This is a genomic window from Rhodoferax ferrireducens (assembly GCF_031458075.1).
Classification (GTDB): domain Bacteria; phylum Pseudomonadota; class Gammaproteobacteria; order Burkholderiales; family Burkholderiaceae_C; genus Rhodoferax_B; species Rhodoferax_B ferrireducens_A.
Window position 1 is genome coordinate 114,785 of record NZ_JAVDXT010000001.1, and the last position, 20,078, is coordinate 134,862.

At 59.8% G+C, this 20,078-nt stretch carries 18 protein-coding genes and 3 pseudogenes; 12 read left to right on the forward strand and 9 right to left on the reverse strand.

Annotation, left to right across the window (positions count from 1 at the left end; translation table 11 throughout):
• Positions 1 to 23: 23 nt before the first annotated feature.
• Genes J2X19_RS00545 through J2X19_RS00560 form a run of 4 tightly spaced genes read right to left on the reverse strand, consistent with a single transcriptional unit; the run spans position 24 to position 3,321 of the window.
• Entirely contained in the window at positions 24 to 701 is a 678-nt protein-coding gene (locus tag J2X19_RS00545) for a hypothetical protein (protein ID WP_310369688.1), read from the reverse strand.
• Positions 688 to 1,482, reverse strand: coding sequence for a 2-keto-4-pentenoate hydratase (locus tag J2X19_RS00550; RefSeq protein ID WP_310369690.1), 795 nt, complete (start codon positions 1,480 to 1,482; stop codon positions 688 to 690). Before J2X19_RS00550 ends, J2X19_RS00545 begins: the two co-directional genes overlap by 14 nt.
• Positions 1,479 to 2,507: a Gfo/Idh/MocA family protein gene (locus tag J2X19_RS00555; RefSeq protein WP_310369691.1), complete on the reverse strand. Its 1,029-nt coding sequence runs from the start codon at positions 2,505 to 2,507 to the stop codon at positions 1,479 to 1,481. The genes J2X19_RS00550 and J2X19_RS00555 overlap by 4 nt, the downstream gene beginning before the upstream one ends.
• A complete protein-coding gene (locus J2X19_RS00560) occupies positions 2,500 to 3,321 on the reverse strand; it encodes an IclR family transcriptional regulator (RefSeq protein ID WP_310369693.1) in 822 nt (273 codons plus the stop codon). The genes J2X19_RS00555 and J2X19_RS00560 overlap by 8 nt, the downstream gene beginning before the upstream one ends.
• 232 nt (positions 3,322 to 3,553) lie before the next feature.
• Between J2X19_RS00560 and J2X19_RS00565 the strand changes: the two genes are divergently transcribed.
• Genes J2X19_RS00565 through J2X19_RS00580 form a run of 4 tightly spaced genes read left to right on the forward strand, consistent with a single transcriptional unit; the run spans position 3,554 to position 7,412 of the window.
• Entirely contained in the window at positions 3,554 to 4,363 is an 810-nt protein-coding gene (locus J2X19_RS00565) for a carbohydrate ABC transporter permease (RefSeq protein WP_310369695.1), read from the forward strand.
• Positions 4,364 to 4,368: 5 nt separating this feature from the next.
• The gene (locus tag J2X19_RS00570) at positions 4,369 to 5,202 is read left to right on the forward strand and encodes a carbohydrate ABC transporter permease (RefSeq protein WP_310369696.1); all 834 of its coding nucleotides are present in this window, start codon (positions 4,369 to 4,371) and stop codon (positions 5,200 to 5,202) included.
• A 48-nt stretch (positions 5,203 to 5,250) separates the two neighbouring features.
• Entirely contained in the window at positions 5,251 to 6,579 is a 1,329-nt protein-coding gene (locus J2X19_RS00575; RefSeq protein ID WP_310369698.1) for an ABC transporter substrate-binding protein, read from the forward strand.
• Positions 6,579 to 7,412 carry a shikimate dehydrogenase family protein gene (locus J2X19_RS00580; RefSeq protein WP_310369700.1) on the forward strand — a complete coding sequence of 278 codons (834 nt, stop codon included), beginning with the start codon at positions 6,579 to 6,581 and terminating at the stop codon, positions 7,410 to 7,412. The genes J2X19_RS00575 and J2X19_RS00580 overlap by 1 nt, the downstream gene beginning before the upstream one ends.
• A 64-nt stretch (positions 7,413 to 7,476) precedes the next feature.
• Here J2X19_RS00580 and J2X19_RS00585 read toward each other — a convergent pair.
• Positions 7,477 to 7,669, reverse strand: a pseudogene (locus J2X19_RS00585) (IS5/IS1182 family transposase); the annotation flags it as partial.
• Between the two features lie 89 nt (positions 7,670 to 7,758).
• Between J2X19_RS00585 and J2X19_RS00590 the strand changes: the two are divergent.
• From J2X19_RS00590 to J2X19_RS00605, 4 genes are all read left to right on the forward strand, one after another.
• Positions 7,759 to 9,087, forward strand: a complete 1,329-nt coding sequence (locus tag J2X19_RS00590; protein ID WP_310369702.1) for an ABC transporter substrate-binding protein — start codon at positions 7,759 to 7,761, stop codon at positions 9,085 to 9,087.
• Positions 9,087 to 9,920 carry a shikimate dehydrogenase family protein gene (locus J2X19_RS00595; protein ID WP_310372606.1) on the forward strand — a complete coding sequence of 278 codons (834 nt, stop codon included), beginning with the start codon at positions 9,087 to 9,089 and terminating at the stop codon, positions 9,918 to 9,920. The genes J2X19_RS00590 and J2X19_RS00595 overlap by 1 nt, the downstream gene beginning before the upstream one ends.
• Positions 9,921 to 9,942: 22 nt before the next feature.
• Entirely contained in the window at positions 9,943 to 11,022 is a 1,080-nt protein-coding gene (locus J2X19_RS00600; protein ID WP_310369704.1) for an aldo/keto reductase, read from the forward strand.
• Between the two features lie 110 nt (positions 11,023 to 11,132).
• Positions 11,133 to 11,915, forward strand: a complete 783-nt coding sequence (locus tag J2X19_RS00605) for an SDR family NAD(P)-dependent oxidoreductase (RefSeq protein WP_310369706.1) — start codon at positions 11,133 to 11,135, stop codon at positions 11,913 to 11,915.
• A 177-nt stretch (positions 11,916 to 12,092) separates the two neighbouring features.
• On the opposite strand, the gene J2X19_RS00610 is transcribed toward J2X19_RS00605, so the two are convergent.
• From J2X19_RS00610 to J2X19_RS00620, 3 genes are all read right to left on the reverse strand, one after another.
• Positions 12,093 to 13,013: an alpha/beta hydrolase gene (locus tag J2X19_RS00610; RefSeq protein WP_310369708.1), complete on the reverse strand. Its 921-nt coding sequence runs from the start codon at positions 13,011 to 13,013 to the stop codon at positions 12,093 to 12,095.
• 12 nt (positions 13,014 to 13,025) lie between these two features.
• The gene (locus J2X19_RS00615) at positions 13,026 to 13,916 is read right to left on the reverse strand and encodes a fumarylacetoacetate hydrolase family protein (RefSeq protein ID WP_310369710.1); all 891 of its coding nucleotides are present in this window, start codon (positions 13,914 to 13,916) and stop codon (positions 13,026 to 13,028) included.
• Positions 13,917 to 13,998: 82 nt separating this feature from the next.
• The gene (locus J2X19_RS00620) at positions 13,999 to 14,808 is read right to left on the reverse strand and encodes an IclR family transcriptional regulator (protein WP_310369712.1); all 810 of its coding nucleotides are present in this window, start codon (positions 14,806 to 14,808) and stop codon (positions 13,999 to 14,001) included.
• A 97-nt stretch (positions 14,809 to 14,905) separates the two neighbouring features.
• On the opposite strand from J2X19_RS00620, the gene J2X19_RS00625 reads away from it, so the two are divergent.
• Genes J2X19_RS00625 through J2X19_RS00635 form a run of 3 tightly spaced genes read left to right on the forward strand, consistent with a single transcriptional unit; the run spans position 14,906 to position 19,109 of the window.
• Positions 14,906 to 16,084, forward strand: coding sequence for a fumarylacetoacetate hydrolase family protein (locus tag J2X19_RS00625; protein ID WP_310372609.1), 1,179 nt, complete (start codon positions 14,906 to 14,908; stop codon positions 16,082 to 16,084).
• Positions 16,085 to 16,105: 21 nt separating this feature from the next.
• Positions 16,106 to 17,542: an aldehyde dehydrogenase family protein gene (locus J2X19_RS00630; protein WP_405048578.1), complete on the forward strand. Its 1,437-nt coding sequence runs from the start codon at positions 16,106 to 16,108 to the stop codon at positions 17,540 to 17,542.
• 16 nt (positions 17,543 to 17,558) lie between these two features.
• On the forward strand, positions 17,559 to 19,109 hold the full coding sequence (locus tag J2X19_RS00635) for a UxaA family hydrolase (RefSeq protein ID WP_310369715.1): 1,551 nt from the start codon (positions 17,559 to 17,561) through the stop codon (positions 19,107 to 19,109).
• Between the two features lie 161 nt (positions 19,110 to 19,270).
• Here the strand turns inward: J2X19_RS00635 and J2X19_RS00640 are convergent.
• Positions 19,271 to 19,534: pseudogene (locus J2X19_RS00640) on the reverse strand (IS3 family transposase); the annotation flags it as partial.
• A 2-nt stretch (positions 19,535 to 19,536) separates the two neighbouring features.
• Between J2X19_RS00640 and J2X19_RS00645 the strand changes: the two are divergent.
• A pseudogene (locus J2X19_RS00645) lies at positions 19,537 to 19,827 on the forward strand (tyrosine-type recombinase/integrase); the annotation flags it as partial.
• Between the last annotated feature and the right edge of the window lie 251 nt (positions 19,828 to 20,078).

A 20,078-nucleotide genomic window follows, 5' to 3' on the forward strand; every position in this document is an offset into this window, starting at 1 on the left:
AGCCCCGCCGCTGCACACGCCGCTCATCCCGCTTGCCAGGCAGTCTTTAGCCGCGTGTATTCATGCAGGTAGCAGCCGACTGAAGCCTCGCTCAGCTCATGAGTTTTCTTTAGTAGCTCCAAGGCCGCGTCGAAGGCTTGGACGTCGCATCCCTCCAGCAACAGCACCCAGCGAGCGGGTGCCTGCAGGTCCGTGCGGTTCTTGCTTTCAGCAGTTGACTGGCCCGACACGTCGGCATCCGAACCCAGAAGATGCGCACCACTGATGCGCGGCATCTGCGCCACTGCCTCCAACGCCGACGTGAGACGCGGCACCACAAGGCGCACGGCGTCGTCCGCAATGTCAAATCGAATGGTCATCAGCGCGCCACCCGAGCCCACGCCGTGGCTGGCCACCACCCGCGTGAGTGAGCGCGTGGTTGTCTGGAAATGCGCGGTAGTTGCACGCGTCCATTCCGTGGGCTCGTTCAAGCGCGACAGATAGTCGCTGCCCTGGATGACCTGAAAGCTCGACGTTTCGTAGAGCGTAAAGAACTCCGGCTGCGTCGCCTTGTCGGTGGCGCGATAGCGGCGCCCCCGCACAAAGCCGGGAATGCCCACGCGCTCGGGCATGTGCTCTTGAAGATGCCAAGCGTAGAACTGCGCTCTTCCGGCCTCGGCAATATCGTTCCAAATGGCCACTGCGCCTTCACCTGCTAGCATAACTATTCTCCTTGGATGTTGTGGACTCGGTGGCGTGCAGCTTGAGCGCAACTTGACCGATCCCTTCAAAAACACAACGCAGCCGTTCGCCAGGCTGCGCACGATGGACGCCGGTATGGGAGCCGGCAAGCACAAAAGTCCCCACGGCGATCGCCTGCCCGCGCTGCGCCAGATGGTTGGCGAGCAGGGTGACGGCGTGTAGCGGATCGCCAAAGGGACTTCCGCCCTGCTTGTCGACCACGGGTACGTCGTCGATCCACAGCGTCACTTGCAGCTTGTCGAGCGCCAGGGCGCGCCAGTCGATGCATGCGTCACCCAGCACCACCGCGCCATTGCCCATGCCGTCCGCCACGATGTGCTCGCGCGGAGAGGCGAACTTCGCCGGTAGCCTGCTGCACAGCAGTTCGAAGGCCGGCATGACGGCGCCCACGGCCGCCAGCACGTCGTCGCGCGTGCAATTTCCAACGGGTAAGGGACGGTCGATGCGAAAGGCCAGTTCGCATTCGACGCCGTCACGCAGCAGCGCCGCATCCGCCAGGACGGTGTCCGACGCCATGCAATCGATGTCGAACAAAGGGGCTGAGATCACGGATGCAGACAGTGGCGCTGCGAGCTTCCAGCCCGCGACCCTGGCGCCGAGGTTTGCGCATACGCGCTCCTGGATGCCATAGGCGTCGATGAAGCTGTCTAGCTGTCGGAGGGCATCAGTCGCCACGACGCCCCTGGTGCGACGCGCGTTGGCGAGCTCGCTCGCCAAAGTGTTCATGATGGGCTCGTTCATGCTTCGAAAGTCCTCGGATCGACGGCAATGCCGCCCTGTGCGGCGGACAGGTAAGCGGCCTCGACCACGGCGAGCGCACGCTGGGCTTCGGCCAGCCCCGCAAAGGGCACGGCACCCGCTGCTGACTCGTCCAAGACGCGCCGCACGAATTCGGGGTAGTACAGGTCGGTCTCGAAACGGGCGGGGTGCCGCTTGGCGCTGACGCTGCCGTCTTCCTGCCAGCTGCGCACCAGGATGCCGTCCTCGCGCGAGACGCAGTAGCTGCGCTCCATCCTGCAGGCAAACTCGAAATCGCGCTGCAGGGCGGCGTCGCTGGGAAAGAGGTAACCGCACTCGATCGTGCCCAGGCGGCCGCCGGAGGTGAGCAGCCGTATGCTGATCACATCCTCGATGGGCAGGCCGTTCATGCGCGAGCTGCTGCCAGCGCTGACGGACACGATCGGATCGTCGGCCAGCAGCGCAAATAGATCGATGAAGTGCACGCCCAGATTGATGAGCGGCCCCCCTCCGGCGAGATCGGGGTCCAGCATCCAGGGAACGCCGGCGGCTAGATAGCGCTGCGGTGGGCCGGCGATGAAGCGGAAGCTGCCTTGCTCCAGCGTGCCGCCCGCTTCACGCAGTACCGCGAGGGTGTCGCTCAGGCGAAAAATCAGGGGCACTGCGACGTAAAGGCCGATGGCCTCCGCGCGCTGGCGCAACGCCAGCACGTCGGCCGTGTGCAGGCCGCAGGGCTTCTCGATGGCGAAAGGGATACGTCGCTCGATCAGTGCGCTTGCCAGGTTCGGCATGTCTACATGCCGTCCGAACACGAAGGCAAAGTCCGGCCGCTCACGTTCCAGCATCTCCGTGGTGGAAACGTAGTGATTGCAGCCGAAGCGCCGCGCCACCTCCTCCCCGGTCCGCCCGGCGCTGTCAGAAACGCCCACGACCTTGACGTCATCTCGCGCCTGCAGCGCACTGTAATAGAGCGGTGCGTGCCAGTGCGTGCTCTCGATCACCACAACTCTTTTGATTCCGTCAACCATTTGAGACTTTCAAGGGCGTCAGTCCCATGGTGGCCAGCATCACCTTGCGGCTGGGCCAGAGATCGGCGATTTCTGCCGCGGTTGCCTGCACGTCAGGCGCGATGGAGGCGATGCGCTCCGGTGTAAGTCTTGCCACGGGGCCGGCCACGCTGACGGTGCCAATCGCCAGGCGGGTTTGCGGGTCGAAAATGGCGCAGCTGACCGCGCACGTGCCGGGCTCTCCTTCCTCGATGGAAGTGCCGTAGCCGCGCTCGCGCGTCAGCGCGAGTTCGGCATGCAGGCTCGCCTCGTCGCGCACGACAGGCCGGCCGAACCGGGATGGCACGACGAAGCCGCTCGCCTTGACCAGTGCGGTGGCTTGCGCCTCATCCAGAGTCGCAAGCCAAGCTTTGCCTGAGGCCGTGGCATGCAACACCACCGCTTGGCCCATATCAGGGTCATAGCGCAGGCCTGAAAACGAGCCCTGGGCCTTGGCAATCCAGATCAGCGCATCGTTTTCCAATAAGGCCAGACGCACCAGTTCGCCTGTGCGCGCGGCTAATCGATCCAAGGAGGGTTGGCAGATTTCCGTGATCCCAGAAGCTGCAAGAAAACGAAAGCCAATGGCTGCCAGCTTGACCGTCATGCGGTAGCGCTGACTGTACTCATCTTGTATAGCCAGGCCACGCACCACGAGGATCGACAGCAGCCGGTGCACCGCGCTTTTCGGTAAGTCCAGCCGGCGCGATACATCGCTGACCGGTAAACCGTGAGGATGGTCTGCAAGCAGGGTAAGGATGTCCAGCGTGCGCTCCACCATGTCACCAGAAGCCATAATTTTGCCTGTAATTTAGAACGGTGTCCCAGTTTAGCATCGACATTCATGTCTAACGCTCGGGTTTACCCCCGATGCAACTCTTATTTAGTCGTCTAAAGTGAGACACCGTTCCAAACTTCAACACACAATGAGTATGACAACCTCTAGCCAGATCGCAATTTCGGCGCAACACGGACCCAGGCCGCCAGGCTTCTGGGCGGGATTCACTTGGTTTGCGCCAGCAGTGGCCATGCTGCTGGCCGTCACTTTGTATCCAACGGGCATGGTCGTTTGGTTGAGCGTGCACCGCACGCGGCTGTACGAAGTGGTAGATGGCGTGGGTTTGGCGAACTACGTCTCCGTCCTCACGTCACCAGCCTTCCTGGAACTCAGCCTGAACTCGCTTCTGTATGTCAGCGGGGCGCTGGCCCTGGTGCTGCCGATGGGATTGGCGAGTGCGCTGGCTCTACAGAACCTCGCCAGCTCCGCAGCGCTTGTGCGCACATTGCTGCTTCTCCCATGGACTCTGTCCATGGGTGTTGTGGGCTGCTTCTGGTTATGGTTGCTTAATCCCTCGTACGGACCTATCAGTTTTCTGATGCGGTCGCTGGGTATCGAACCTGGATTGATGTTGGGTGAGCCGTCGCTGGCGCTCATTCTCGTCATCCTGGTCACCGCGTGGTGGTCATTTCCCTACGTGATGGTGATGATGAGTGCGTCGCTGCAAAGCATCCCGGCAGAGTTGTACGAAGCGATTGATATCGATGGTGGCGGTTTGGGTGCACGCCTTCGTCACGCGGTCTGGCCGCACATCGCTCCCACGCTGGGGAGCACCGCGCTGACGTTAGGGATTGTTTACCTCACGCTGATCACCATGATATTGGTCCTCACCGGTGGCGGGCCAATCGGCGCGACTGCTACCTGGAGCTTCGAGGTGTTCTCCAGCGCTTTTCGTTCTGTGGATCTGTCGCCCTCATCCGTCATTTCCGTTGTCGTCCTGATCGTCAACCTCTTCCTCGGCTATCTCTACTCCCGGCTCACTGGCCGGGTCTCGGGCTAAACATCATGCACATTCATCGTTCGGAAAAAATTCTCTCCTGGACCGTACTGACCGTTTTGGTGCTTACGGTGCTGATACCGCTGTCCTGGGCAGTCTTCACCTCGCTAAAGAGTGAGACCAGCGTCATTGCGTACCCGCCCACCTTCCTGCCGACCGACCCAAGTCTGTCTGCATACAAGGCGGTGTTCCGGAACCAGACCTTCGCCTCTGATCTCTTTAACTCGGTCTTTTACGCGCTCGCCGCGGTTGCGCTCGCCGTGTTGCTGTCTGCACCCGCCGGCTACGCTGCCTCGCGTTTCGAGTTCCGGGGAAAACGCGCGGTCATGCTGCTGATTCTGTCGACGTCGATGGTACCCGCGGTCGCTTTGCTGGTTCCCACCTACTATCTGCTGGACAAACTGGGCCTGTTGAACAACCCCATGGTCATCATCGTGCTGCAGGCCGCACGTCTGGTTCCGCAGACGGTGTGGTTCATGCAGAACTTCGTGGACGCCGTGCCCCGCGAGCTCGACGAGGCGACGCAGGTCGATGGCGCCAGCCACTGGCAGACGTTCACCAAGATCATCTTGCCGCTGGTTCGTCCGGGTATTGCTGCCAGTGCCGTGATTGGCGTCATCACCACGTGGAACGACTACATCACCGTGGCGGCATTTGCTCCCGAAGTGGCTTACCGGACACTGCAGGTGGCCCTGGTCAATCAGGTCTTCGACAGCATCGGCATCACTTGGTCTTACGTCATGGCCTTCGCTGTGGTCTGCTCCATTCCGATCGTCGCGATTTTCATGCTTGCCCAGCGATGGTTCATCAGTGGCCTGACGGCCGGCGCCGTCAAAGGCTAGCCATAGCACAGCATCGATTTACATAACTTGATCACTTAAGGAGATGACATGACTGCACAGAAACAAACAAACACGAACGATCTGCCATCAGCGCGCGGAACGAGCCGGCGCAGTTTCGTGGCCGGCGTGGCCGGCGCGGCCGCCGTGCTGGGCGCACCTGGGGGCAGGGCCTTCGCACAGACCACGGAAACCATCACCTACAACAGCTTCCTTGACCCGGGCAACCTGAACGATCCACGCTCTGCAGCCCAGACCCAGATGATTGCGGCCTTCGAAGCCAGCCAACCACGTGTGAAGGTGCGGGTGGTCGTGGACCCCTCCGGACAGAACGGCATTCGCGCGGTGCGCTCCAAAGCGGACAGCCCCGACGTCATTCGAGCCAACAACTTCCAAATGCCCGAGCACGTGGCCACCGGCTCCATTCTTTCCATCGACGAGCTGGTCGCGCGCGACAAAGTGGACACCACGGACTGGCTGATCAGCATGGACCAGACGCGCTTCAACGGCAAGCTATGGGGCCTTCAGCAAGACTATCGTATTCCAATCTTCGTGTACCGCAAGAGCAAGTTCGAGGAGGCGAAGATCGCACCGCCGCGTACGTACCAGGAAGCGGCCGCACTCGGGGCGCTGCTGACCAAGCAGAACCAGATGGCCTATGCCGTCCCGATCGGCGCAAGCGGCGGGATCGGGGGCGCGCAGGCCCTAGTGGAGTTCATGGTCAGCTCCATTGTTGCCGGAAACAGCGAGCCTTTCTTTGTGCCCAGCGGACGCGAGATCGGCTTCAGCGAACAGCGCTTGCTGCTGGCCGCCAGCATCGTGAAGGACCTATTCGCCAAGAAGGCCGCCACACCCGTCAGTTTGCAGTTCTCCTACAACGAGGTGCAGGACGGGCTTCGTGCAGGCACCGTCGCTTCGTCCACCTTCGGGCTGTATCGCTACCGGGGATTGAAGGCTGCTGTGTCCAACGACCTGGCCTGGGCGCCGGCGCCTTCTGTGACTCCCAACGACAAGCACGCGGTGTACGGCTTTCAGTTGTGTATCAACAGGAACTCGCCGCGCCAAGGCGGTGCGTGGGAGTTCGTCAAATTCATGGCCAGCCCGGCGGCTCAGGCGATCGCCGCGCGCGGCGGCGAAGTGGTGGCACGCGCCAGCGCCTACAAGGACCCGTACTTCAAGACGCCGGAAGCCGAGGATCAGTTGAGCTGGAAGGCGCTCGTGGAGGCACGCGGCCGCATGGTGAATTATTCGGTCATTCAAACCTCCTTCAACCAGATCTGCGGCGAAGCCTTCCAGCGCATGATCCTGCGCGACCTGGCCCCTGCGGCGGTGGCGATGGAGATGCGTACCCGCTACAACGACGCGCTGGCCAAGTCGTGATGCTCCATATTTCGGGGACAACACGACTCTATGGTTTGATCGGCGATCCGCTGACGGCATCAAAGTCGCCCCAACTATGGAACCGGCTGTTCATGGAGCAGGGCGCAGACGCGGCGTGCGTCCCGTTTGGGGTCAAGGGCGATGACCTGTCTGCATTCGTCACCGGTGCGCGCGCGGTGGGAAATCTCTCCGGCTTGCTGGTCACGATGCCTCATAAGCAACGGATGCTGGACTATGTCGACGAACTACATCCGACCGCGCGTGACGTTGGAGCCATCAACGTCATCCGCTGCAACAGTGATGGACGCTGGATCGGCGCCAATTTCGACGGTATTGGCTGCGTTCTTGGCATGGAGTGGGACGGACTTCATCCGGCAAAAAAATCCGTGCTGCTTATCGGCGCCGGAGGCGCGGGCAGAGCCATTGCTTTCGCGGTGGCTTCTGCTGGTGCCCGAGCACTCACAATATTCAATGCTAACAGGAGTCGCGCCGAGGACCTTATCAAGTCGGTTAACGAAACAACCGATTGCCATGCGACGTTCGGCGCGCCAGACCCACATAAATTCGAAGTTGTGATCAATGCCACGTCGCTAGGCATGAAGCCCAGCGATCCTCTGCCCTTGGATCCTGATCGGCTTAAGCCTGGAACCATTGTCGTCGACATTGTCAATTCAGTGGAACCTACGCCCCTTTATCGAGCCGCAAGTGAGCGTGGTTGTCGTATCCAAAACAATCGTCCCATGCACGAAGGGCAGGCGGTGCATACCATGCGCTTCCTCGGCTTCGATTACGTTCCAGAAGGCAGGTCAATGCAGGGCATTGGACTGCCGTAATTTATAAAAGGGCTCTGTTGCATAAATCCCGGTTTGGACGCCATTTCCCATACCCCAGACGAAGTTATGCCATGGCCGCCACTGGGACCGTGGTCGGGCATGCCAACTGAGTGAATCCGTTGAGCAGTGTGACCTGCACATGCAGTTCTGTGACCCGGCGCTCAAATGTGCGTGCCATCACCCGCTCCCCCGAGCCGCTTGAAGCAATGCATTTTGGTTTCGACCAGACTGCGCCGGTGGTACCCACTCCACTTCTTCATAGCCGATGGGCTTCGCGGTTTGTGTTAACAGGCCCTGGTCGCAGCCAAGCAATGGTTCACTTAAGTTGATTCCCTAAGGAGATGACATGAATGAGCAGAAATCGTCAAACATGAACGAACAGCAACCAGTGTCCGGCACAAGCCGGCGTACATTCGTGGCTGGTGTGGCTAGCGCAGCAGCTGTCTTGGGCGTAGCCGGTGGGCGAGCCTTCGCACAAACCACTGAGACGATCACCTACAACACCTTTCTCGACCCGGGTAACCAAAACGATCCGCGTGCCGTGGCCCAGACGCAGATGATTGCGGCCTTCGAGGTCAGCCAACCACGTGTGAAGGTGCGCGTGGTCGTCGACCCCTCTGGGCAAAACGGCGTTCGCGCGGCGCGCTCCAAGGCGGACAGCCCCGACGTCATTCGCGTCGCCAACTTCCAACTGCCCGAGTTCGTATCCACCGGTTCGATTTTGTCCATCGACGAGTTGGTTGCGCGCGACAAGGTAGACACCACGGACTGGCTGATCAGCATGGACCAGACGCGCATCAACGGCAAGCTGTGGGGTCTTCAGCAGGACTATCGTATTCCGATCTTCGTCTACCGCAAGAGCAAGTTCGAGGAGGCGAAGATTGTTCCGCCGCGCACGTACGAGGAAGTGGCGGCGCTCGGTCCGCTCCTGACCAAGCAGAACCAGATGGCCTACGCCGTCCCGATCGGCGCAAGCGGCGGGATCGGAGGCGCGCAGGCCTTGGTGGAGTTCATGGTCAGCTCGATTGTGGCGGGAAACAGTGACCCCTTCTTCGTGCCCAACGGCCGCGAGATCGGCTTCAGCGAGCAGCGGTTGCAGCTCGCTGCCAGCACCGTCAAAGATCTGTTCACCAAGAAGGCAGCGACACCCGTTAGCCTGCAGTTCGCATACAACGAGATGCAGGACGGGCTCCGCGCTGGCACCATCGCCTCAGCGACGTTCGGGCTCTTTCGCTACCGCGGCTTGAAGGCTGCAGTGGCCAACGACATGGCATGGGCGCCAGCGCCTTCTGTGGCACTCAATGACAAGCAAACGGTGTATGGTTTTCAGCTATGCATCAACAGCAATTCGCCACGCCAGGCCGCCGCGTGGGAGTTCGTTAAGTTCATGGCGAGCCCAGCGGCTCAGGCCATTGCCGCGCGTGGCGGCGAAGTGGTAGCTCGTGCCAGCGCCTACAAAGACGCATACTTCAAGACGCCGGAAGCCGAGGACCAGTTGGGCTGGAAGACAGTGGTGCAGACGCGTGGTCGCATTGTGAATTATTCGATCATCCAGTCCTCTTTCAACCAGATCTGCGGCGAAGCCTTCCAGCGAATGATCCTGCGCGACCTGGCCCCTGCGGCGGTGGCGATGGAGGTGCGCACCCGCTATGCAGACGCACTGGCTAAATCATGATGTCTCATATCTCTGGGACAACTCGACTGTATGGTTTGGTAGGCGATCCGCTGAAGACAGCCAAGTCGCCCCAACTATGGAACCGGCTGTTCATGGAGCAGGGCGCAGACGCGGCTTGCGTCCCGTTTCTAGTCAAGGACAATGACTTGTCCGCATTCGTCGCCGGTGCACGAGCGGTGGGAAATCTCTCCGGTTTGCTGGTCACGATGCCTCATAAGCAACGGATGCTGGACTATGTCGACGAACTACATCCGACTGCGCGTGACGTTGGAGCCATCAACGTCATCCGCTGCACCAGTGATGGACGCTGGATCGGCGCCAATTTCGACGGTATTGGCTGCGTTCTTGGCATGGAGTGGGAAGGACTTCATCCGGCAAAAAAATCCGTGCTGCTTATCGGCGCCGGAGGCGCGGGCAGAGCCATTGCTTTCGCGGTGGCTTCTGCGGGTGCCCGAGCACTCACAATTTTCGATGTTGACAGGGGGCGCGCCGAAGACCTAGCCAAGTCCGTTAACGTGGCAACCGATTGCCATGCGACGTTCGGCGCGTCAGACCCACATGAATTCGAAGTTGTGATCAATGCCACGTCGCTAGGCATGAAGCCTGGCGATCTCCCGCCTGTGGATCCTGGTCGCCTTAAGCCAGACACTATTGTCGTCGACATTGTCACACGCGCGGAACCGACATTCCTTTGCATTGCCGCAAGTGAGCGTGGTTGTCGTATCCAAAACGGTCGTCCAATGCACGAAGGGCAGGCGGTGCATACCATGCGCTTCCTCGGCTTCGATTACGTTCCAGAAGGCAGGTCAATGCAGGGCATTGGACTGCAGTAATTTATAAAAGGAGCAAATGGCTATGAAATATCGTTACCTCGGCCGAACCGGCGTCCAGGTCAGCGAATACATGCTTGGTACCATGAGTTTCGGATCCGATGGGAATACCGATGAGCGCGAATGCACCAGTATCGTCCATGAGGCGCTCGACTGCGGCATCAATTTCATTGATACCGCCGACACTTACTCTCACGGCGAGGCGGAGGAGATCGTGGGTAAAGCGCTCGCCGGTCGCCGCGACAAGGTCGTCCTCGCGACCAAATTCAGACTATCAGCGGGCGAGGGCCGAAACGATCAGGGTGGGTCGCGCTACTGGATCATGAAACAGGTCGAAAACAGTCTACGGCGGCTCAAGACCGACCATATCGATTTGTATCAAATGCATCGCCCGGATCTGCACACAGATCTTGAGGAGACACTTGGCGCGCTCAGCGATCTGGTGACGCAGGGCAAGGTCCGATACCTCGGATGCTCGACGCTGCCCAGCTGGTATCTCGCGGAAGCACAATCCGTCAGTCGTTTGAACAGGTTATCCCGTTTTGTCAACGAGAGTTCGCCATACTCTCTTTTCCATCGTGGCGTCGAACGAGAGACTTTGCCGGCCGTCCAACACTACGGGATGGGGTTCACCGCCTGGAGCCCTCTGAATGGCGGATGGTTGACCGGAAAGTACAGCGCCGGCGACACGGCCCCGACCGGCTCCAGGGCGGAGCGAGTCAAAGGTCAGTGGGGAGAGCACTATCCCATTTTGAAATCCCGCTTCGACATGCAGCAACCGGGCAATCGCCGCAAGCTCGAATTGCTTCCCGAACTCGAATCGATCGCCCAGCAAGCGGGTCTGTCTCTCATGCATATGGCACAGGCATTTCCCCTGGCACACGCAGCGGTGACGTCTGTGATTGTTGGGCCTCGTACGCTTGAACAATTCAATGGAATGAAGGCGGGCTTCGACGCGAAACTAGAGGCATTGACCCTCGACCAGATCGATGCGCTCATCCCTCCTGGTGCCCTGATCTCGGAGGCGGATCGCGGCTACGTCTCTCCCTGGCTCGCGCCAGAAGTGCGTCGCCATGGCGGAACCAATTCCGGCAAGGCTGCATAGGCCCCGCCATCGCCGTGTTGGACGGATATGAGATCGGCCTGAGGTGACAGCAATCAACATTGGCAGTGGTTAATTTTGAAAACGCCACAGCGCAACATGGAGGTATTTGAATGCGAGTTCTTGTGACTGGAATAAGCGAGGGCATTGGTGGCGCAATTTGCCAACAGGTTGCCAAAAGGCCCGGTTCCGCTATCGCAATGTGCGTACGAAAAACTCGCGAGCCGGTAGAAAAGCTCGCCGAAGAGTTACGGCACGAAGGTTGCGATGTTCTCATTCTCGAGGGCGATCTGCGAGATCCTGCAGTGCCCGAATATTTCGTTCACACCGCGGCTGGAAGGTTCAAAGGACTCGACGCGATCGTGTCCAACGCGGGTGCCGTCGACCCAACCTCGTTGGAGGACATGCCGCTTGAGGTGTGGGAAGACATGTTTGCGCTGACATGCCGCGCAAGTTGGCTTTTGGCCAAAGCGGGTTTCCCGCACCTGAAGGCGAGCCAAGGCGCTTTTGTCGGCATCTCGTCGCAGTCTGGCGTGCATCCGCACCGGCAGACCGGGGCGTACAGCGCGGCCAAGGCTGCTCTTATCATGCTGTGCAAGCAGATGGCGCTGGAGTGGGGGGAGCACGGCATTCGCGTCAACAGTGTTTCGCCGGGAATGATCATGACACCGATGACTCGATCAATTTATGACGACATGAATATCACGCGCCAGCGTGAAGCCATCGTTCCGTTGAAGCGGATCGGGGCCCCCAGCGACGTCGCTCGCACGGTCGATTTCCTGATCGATCCTGAAAATCGTTACATTACTGGCGAAAACATCATGGTCGATGGCGGGCTCACGCTTTCGGTCCTGGACCGGATTCCTGGGATAGCTCGCCGCAAGCAGGAGACATGATCGATCAGGTCGACCAATGTCTAGTCACGTTCACACCCGGGGCTACTCATAAAGTTACCGACTTCCTGGTGTCGGCTGCTATCTGCACTGCACGGGTAGATGCTCATCTTGCGGAGCTACCGAAGGGCTTGGCTGCGTCCCAGATTTCAACTGTTTCCGTGTTCGGAAATTCGTTGTTCAAAAAGGATGGTGTCGTCGCGAGAAGTCGGCCGCCTGCTGTAGAGCTGTCGCAGCCGCGCGCACTCGGCTTTGCATTTTCATGAAGCCGTGCGGCACGCCCGGCACCTCCAGGAATTCGCTTGGCACCTGTGCTTCGGCCAGCCGCTCGGCCAGCAGGCGGCTGTCATCGCGCAGGCAGTCAAGCGCCGCGCCCAGCACGAAGGTGGGCGGCAGGCCACGCAGATCTGCGCATAAGGGGTAGACTAGCGGATCGTTGGGGGGCGCTCCCGGTGCGTAAGCTTCCCAGTAAGCCCGCATCTCCTCAGTGGTCAGGCCCCAGCGGCCGTCGCCGTTCTCCCGGTGCGAAGCGGTATCGCTGCTTGCGTCGTATGCGCCGTAGAACAGCAGCAGCAGTTCGGGCTGCGCCGGCTGGCCGAGCAGATTCAACGCAGCTGCCAATACCAGATTGGCGCCGGCCGAGTCGCCCGCCAGCCACAACGGTCCGCTGGAGGCGAGGTGCTTGCATGCAGCTACGATCTCGTTCAGCCCGCGCGGATAGGGGTGCTCCGGCGCGAGGGCGTAGTCGATGGTCAGCACTTCACGTTGACAAGCCAATGCCAGCGCCCCCGCGAGGCCTTCGTTGGTATTGTGATCGCCTATGCACCATCCGCCGCCGTGGCAATACAGCAAGGTGCCGGGCTGCGGTACGGCCGGCACGAAGCGCCGCATGCTCAGCTCGCGCCCGAGCAGTTTCACGCGCTGCAGCTCGCTGGCCACGCCTGGCGTGGCGGGTTGGCTCCAGAAAGCACTTTCAACTGCGAACTGTTTACGCCGCTGGGGGAAGTCAAGGGCTTGGCGGAACTCCGGCAGATTCAAGCGCGTCAGTTCGGCCCAGGCCGAGCGAACTTCCGGGTCCAAGGGGGACTTGCGATCGCCCATCTTGGTTTATCTTCAGAATGCAGGCAATCTGCCGGCGCGCCAGGCAGCGCCCATGGCGTCCTCGTAGGCAATGATTTGCTGGCGCTGCGTGCCTAGCAGTGTGCTGCCCAAGGTCATCACATCACCAGCCTTGAGGAATACTGGCGGCTTCTGGCCAAGGCCTACGCCGGGTGGTGTCCCGGTGGAAATCACGTCGCCAGGCTGAAGCGCCATAAAGCGGCTGAGGTAAGACACGATGGTGGCAACGCCAAAAATTTGAGTGCGGGTATTGCCAGTCTGCCGGCGAGTACCGTTCACGTCGAGCCAGAGATCGATGCTCTGCGGGTCCGGCACCTCGTCGGCAGTCAGCAGCCAAGGGCCTAACGGCGCATAGCCGAGGTGGCTTTTGCCTTTGGTCCACTGGCCTTCCATTTCGATTTGCCAAGCACGTTCTGACACATCGTTGCACAGGCAGTAGCCAGCCACATATTGCAGCGCTTCTGCTTCACTTACATGCCAGGCTGGACGGCCGATCACAATGGCGAGTTCGACCTCCCAGTCAAGCTTGTTTGAGCCGGGTGCGATGATGACCGGATCGTTGGGGCCAGCCAGCGCGCCGGTGTGTTTGTTGAAAACAACCGGCTGTCCGGGAATGGGGGTATTGGTTTCTGCCGCGTGGTCGGAGTAGTTCAGGCCGATGCAAATCACATTGGGAACCTGGCCCACGCAGGCACCAAGTCGCGTATCGGCAGGAACGGCGGGCAAGCTGGACGTATCCAGGGCTCGCAACTTTGCAAGGCTTTCGTGCGAAAGTGTTGGCCCGTGAATGTCGCTCACAACGGAAGACAGATCCCGCAAAGTGCCTTGGGCATCAATGAGACCGGGCTTTTCGGAACCGCGGGGACCAAATCGGACGAGACGCATGGGAAATCCTTCTAAGATGTGTTGTAGGTTTAGAGCGCCATTAAGGCCGCTCAATGTTCGGAAACTGGTTACTTGTTAGACTTTAGACTTCGTTTGCTGCCGGACCGTTATCCATAGGCCAGACCAGGCCGAGCGTGCCGCTCGCCTGTCGCAGCAGGGTGTAAAACTCGGCGTCGCGCTCGGTGCCCATGCGTAGTAGCGGTCCGGCGATACTGATCGTGCCCAACACGCGTTGGCTTTCGGGCTCGCGCACCGCTGTCGCAATGGCCTTGACGCCGGACTCTGCCTCTTCAACTGCCAGACCATAGCCGTTGGTGCGGGTCGAATCCAGTTCGCGCAGTAGTTCATCAATGGTTTGCACCGCACGCGGCCCGACAAGTTTGGTTAAAGCGGATGGCTGGCCCAAGCCGTTTTTCAGTGCCAGTTGGATCGCCGCTTCGTTACTCATCGTGGCCAGCCATGCCTTGCCGTTGGCGGTGGCGTGCAGCACTGGCCGACCATTGAGCGCTGGCTGGTACATCAGGCCAGGGCGCGCACCCTGGGCCGATGCGAACCAGTGCAGTGCATCGCCCTGCACAACGGTCAAGCGCACCAGCTCACCGCAGCGTCTAGCTGCCTCATCAAGCACGGGCTGCACTATGCCGAGCAAGCCGGTACCGCGCAGATATTGCTGGCCCAGCAAGGCGAGCTTCAGCGTTAGGCGATAGCGGTCGGTCTCAGCATCCTGCTCAATCCAGCCAAGCGTGGTCATTTCGGCCAGCAGTCGGTGTGCGGGGCCCTTTTGCAAGTCCAGTGCAACCGCAATGTCAGACAGGCGCCGCCATTGGCCTTCTACTGCCAGCAGCTCGATGACTTGGAGGCATCGCTCCAATAAACCCTTGACAAGTCGCATTTGATAAAACAAAATTCTTGTTGGAACGAAGTTACTTTAATAAAAAGTCAGACCAAAGTCAACCTTTTGACAGATCCATCCAAAAATAAAACGGAGAATTTGCGTGTCCCTCGATCTTTCTCGAACTCTGCCTGAAGACGCCGCTGACGCGCTGCTGATTGGTAGGCTCTGGCAGCCCGGCGTTGGCCCGACAGTAGTCGCCTGCCGTGACGGCATGCTGCTCGATTTGTCGCGGCTGGGTGCGACTGTCAGCCAACTGCTTGAGTTACCCAACGTTGCAAGCGCCGTCCGTGCCTTCCTGTCTTCGGCAACGCCGCTTGCATCGCTGGAAAGCGTGCTGGCCAATAGCGACGAAGGCAAACGGGACCAGGTGCGGCCTTGGCTGTTGGCCCCCTGTGACCTGCAGGTTGTCAAGGCCAGCGGCGTGACCTTTGTTGCCAGCTTGCTTGAGCGCGTGATCGAAGAGCAGGCGCGGGGCGATGCGTCTCGTGCGCAGGCGATCCGTGCTGCGCTGTCCGGAATCCTAGGGGACAACCTTGCCGGCATTGTGCCCGGCTCAATCGAATCGGCTCGCGTCAAGCAGGTGCTCATGGAGCAGGGCGTCTGGTCGCAATACCTAGAGGTCGGAATTGGGCCTGATGCCGAAATCTTTACTAAAGCACCGGTGCTTTCATCGGTAGGCACTGGCGCGCAGGTGGGCATCCATGAGGAATCGAAATGGAACAATCCCGAACCCGAAGTAGTGCTTGCGGTCAACAGCCGTGGCATAGCCGTTGGGGCTGCGCTGGGCAATGATGTGAACCTGCGCGATTTTGAAGGCCGCAGTGCGCTGCTGCTCGGTAAGGCCAAGGACAACAACGCGTCATGCGCAATCGGCCCCTTCATTCGACTCTTCGATCCAGGATTTACCATCGACGATGTGCGCGGCGCGGAACTCGCGATGCAGGTCGACGGGCCCGAAGGTTTCACAATGCGCGGCACAAGTTCACTGTCGATGATCAGCCGTGATCCACTCGATATCGTGGCCCAGGTAATAGGCCCCAATCACCAATACCCCGACGGTTTCATGCTGTTTCTGGGCACCATGTTTGCGCCGACGCAAGATCGCCATGGTCCAGGCCTTGGTTTTACCCATGAAGTCGGCGATGTGGTGCGCGTTTCCACGCCCCAGCTTGGAGCGCTGGTCAACCGCGTCAACCATTGCAGCAGCATTGCGCCGTGGAGCTTCGGCATCACTGCGATGATGAGAAATCTTGCGCAGCGCGGGCTCCTTTAAAAACATTAGAGAGTCATCAAAATGAATGTGTTTCCCAATTTAATTGGAGGGCAATGGCTTGAGGGCGGCTCTGTGAATCCCAACATCAATCCGTCCAATCTGGACGATGTGATAGGCCAATACGCTCAGGCCGATGCAGCGCAGGCTCATTCCGCGATCGCCGCCGCGCGTGCCGCCTTTCCGGCATGGGCTCTAAGCGGTATCCAGCAGCGCTTTGACATCCTAGACAAGGCTGGAAGTGAGATCCTGGCCCGCAAAGAAGAACTCGGCGCGCTACTATCGCGCGAAGAAGGCAAGACGCTGCCCGAAGGTATAGGAGAGGTTGCGCGGGCCGGCCAGATATTCAAGTTTTTCGCCGGCGAGGTCTTGCGCCTGAGCGGCGACAAACTTCCATCGGTGCGTCCCGGCATAGATGTTGAAGTGACCCGCGAGCCGGTCGGCGTTATCGGGCTGATCACACCCTGGAATTTTCCGATTGCGATTCCAGCGTGGAAGATTGCGCCGGCACTAGCGTATGGCAACTGTGTCGTCTTCAAACCCGCCGAGCTCGTGCCGGGTTCCGCATGGGCTTTGGCCGACATACTGCATCGTGCGGGCGTGCCGGCCGGGGTCTTCAATCTGGTCATGGGCCGCGGATCTGTGGTGGGCGACGTCATGGTGCGTCATCGTGATGTGTCGGCGATCAGCTTTACAGGTTCCGTCGGCACAGGCCGGGCAATTGCCGCGCTGGCCGCAGAACGTTTGGCGAAAGTACAACTGGAAATGGGCGGCAAGAATCCGCTGGTGGTACTCGACGATGCCGACCTCTCGGTGGCAGTGAACTGCGCTGTGCAGGGCGCCTATTTTTCAACCGGCCAGCGTTGTACGGCGTCGAGTCGCTTCATCGTAACCTCTGGGATTCATGACCGCTTTGTACAGGGCGTGAAAGAACGCCTCGCCGCGTTGAAGGTTGACGATGCACTGCTGGAGGGAACAGATATCGGTCCGGTGGTTGATGCGTCGCAGCTGGACCAGGACTTGCGCTATATCGAAATCGGCAAGTCCGAAGACGCGGAGTTGGTCTTCGGGGGAGAGCTTCTACAGCGCCGCACACGCGGCCACTTCTTGTCGCCTGCACTGTTTACTGGAGCGACAGCGGGAATGCGGATTTCCCGGGAAGAAATCTTTGGTCCTGTCGCCAGCGTACAGAGAGTGGCCGATTATGAAGAGGCATTGGCAGTAGCCAATGACACCGAGTTCGGCCTGTCGAGTGGAGTGGTGACCACATCGCTCAAACATGCGTCGCATTTCAAGAGGCACGCTCAAGCTGGCATGGTGATGGTCAATGCGCCTACCGCAGGTGTCGACTACCACGTGCCCTTCGGCGGCCGCAAGGGCTCCAGCCTTGGTCCACGCGAGCAAGGGCGCTATGCGGCCGAGTTTTATACAACGGTCAAGACAACGTACATCGCTGCCTGAGCGGCAGGGCAAATCCATGAGCCAATCCAATACTATGAATGATGAAGTGAATGACGTGGCGCCGGTCATCAGGCTGGCCGCGAACGATGACGTCGCCATTGCACGGCGCGACCTCGCGGCAGGTGAAAAACTTGGCCCACTCGGCCCGGTATGCACCGATCCCATCCCCGCCGGCCACAAGGTTGCCCTGCATGGCATCGCAAAAGGTGCGGCCGTACGTCGTTATGGACAGGTCATCGGCATGGCGACGCAGCCCATCAGCGCCGGTGAGCATGTGCACGTGCACAACCTCGGCATGGGGGAGTTTTCGCGCAGCGCCAGCGTGGGCGAGGCCTATCGTCCAACATGCTTCATTGATCCTGCCGCCACCTTCATGGGCATAGTCCGTGCCGACGGTCGGGTCGCAACGCGCAACTACATTGGAATTTTGTCAACGGTCAATTGCTCTGCCAATGTGTCGCATGGGATTGCCGAGCGCTTCAAGGGAGCGGCCCTCGCTGCCTATCCGAATGTCGATGGCGTTGTAGCGCTCACGCATGGTAGCGGCTGTGCGATGGACCCTGACGGCGAAGGTCTGGCCTTGCTGCGCCGCACGCTGGCAGGTTATGCGCGACATGCCAACTTTGCTGCGGTTCTGATCGTGGGGCTGGGCTGCGAGTCCAACCAGCTTGATGCGCTGAAAGTTGCCGGGGACCTTTCTGAAGGCCCGATGCTGCGCACTCTTGGCATTCAGTCCAGCGGCGGCACGCGCGCAGCAATTGATGCCGGAGTGGCTGCTATCGAATCGATGCTGCCCGAGGCGAACCAAGTGGAACGACGGCCGGTGGCCGCTAAACATTTAATTATTGGCCTGCAATGCGGCGGCTCTGACGGCTATTCGGGTATCTCGGCCAATCCAGTGCTGGGCGCTGCGGTGGATTTGCTGGTGCGTCATGGCGGGACTGCGGTTTTGTCGGAGACGCCAGAGATTTATGGTGCGGAGCATTTGCTGACTGCCCGTGCCGCCTTGCCGGCGGTGGCGGAAAAGCTCGAAGAGCGCTTGCGTTGGTGGGAAGACTACACCTCGCGCAACCATGGCGAGATGAACAACAACCCTTCACCGGGCAACAAGGCGGGCGGCTTGACCACGATTCTTGAAAAGTCTCTCGGCGCCGTGGCCAAAGGCGGCAGTAGCGGCTTGATGGCTGTGGTCGAATATGCCAGGCCAGTTCAAGCGCAGGGGTTGGTTTTCATGGACACGCCCGGCTACGACCCGGTCTCTGCAACCGGCCAGGTTGCCGGGGGCGCCAACTTGATCTGCTTTACCACCGGCCGGGGATCGGTTTATGGCTGCAAGCCTTCGCCATCGCTGAAAATCGCTACCAATTCAGGCCTTTACCGGCGCATGAATGAAGACATGGATTTCAACGCCGGCGAGGTGCTCGACGGCACGACCAGCGTTCAGGATGCCGGTGCGCGGCTGTTTGCACTAATGCTGGAGACAGCCTCCGGCGGCAAGACCAAAAGCGAAGTCCTCGGCGTAGGTACCGATGAATTTGTGCCTTGGCAACTTGGTGCCGTGATGTAGCCTTTCCATTTTCGCTTCCGCGATTTACAAATGTTCTGCCGACTCGGTATCGAGGAAGCCGTGACGCGCTTTTCCCAGATGCGGCGCTGCTTGCTGCGAAGCTATGGCAAGGCAAACGCCAAGAAGCCCGCCGGGGGTGCGGATAAAAACTTGGACTGGTTTTATGCCGCTAGCCCGAGGCTCACCCGGTATTCGATGGGGCTGAGAGAGCCGAGAGAAATCTTGATCCGCTTCTCGTTGTACCAGCGGATGTAGGAATCGACCACCTCAATGAATTGTTCAACGGTGGTGCTCTTCCAGTCCCGAGGATAGAACAGTTCGGTCTTCAGTCGACCGAAGAAGCCTTCGCAGGCCGCGTTGTCAGGTGAGCAGGCCTTGCGAGACATCGAACGAGTAAGGTTTGCGTCGCTCATTCTTGATAGCCAATCTACGGGCTGATGACTATCTGTTTCCCTGCAGACTTCACGCCTCGGCTCATATTGGGACGCGGCAGTACGCCCGTATTGTTCATCGTTGGGCCAATGAAATTGGCCTCGATACAACGGAGTTTGGAACGCATTCCATGCGACGAACCAAAGCTACGTTGATCTACCGTAGAACCAAGAACCTGCGTGCCGTCCAACTCCTGCTCGGGCATACCAAATTGGAAAGTACGGTTCGCTATCTCGGCATAGAGGTCGGGGACGCCTTGGAAATGTCAGAGCAGACTGAGCTTTGAAGAGATGGCCGGCATCGGTGCCCTGACACTCGGTTGTCGGCTTATCCATGCAAACGAGTCGTTCGCAGCGATAGCCCAACCGGCTGCTTTCGCTGCAAAGCTGACCCCGCTGGAGGCAACTTCAGGCTGATCTGAGTCGTTCACGGCCCAGTGCCTGAACGTCAGCATCCGCCTACACCGGTCGTTAAACGTCGCTGGTCCTGACGGGTCGCTTCAGCTTCGGAACCAGCCCCACACTTCGACGCCAGCCG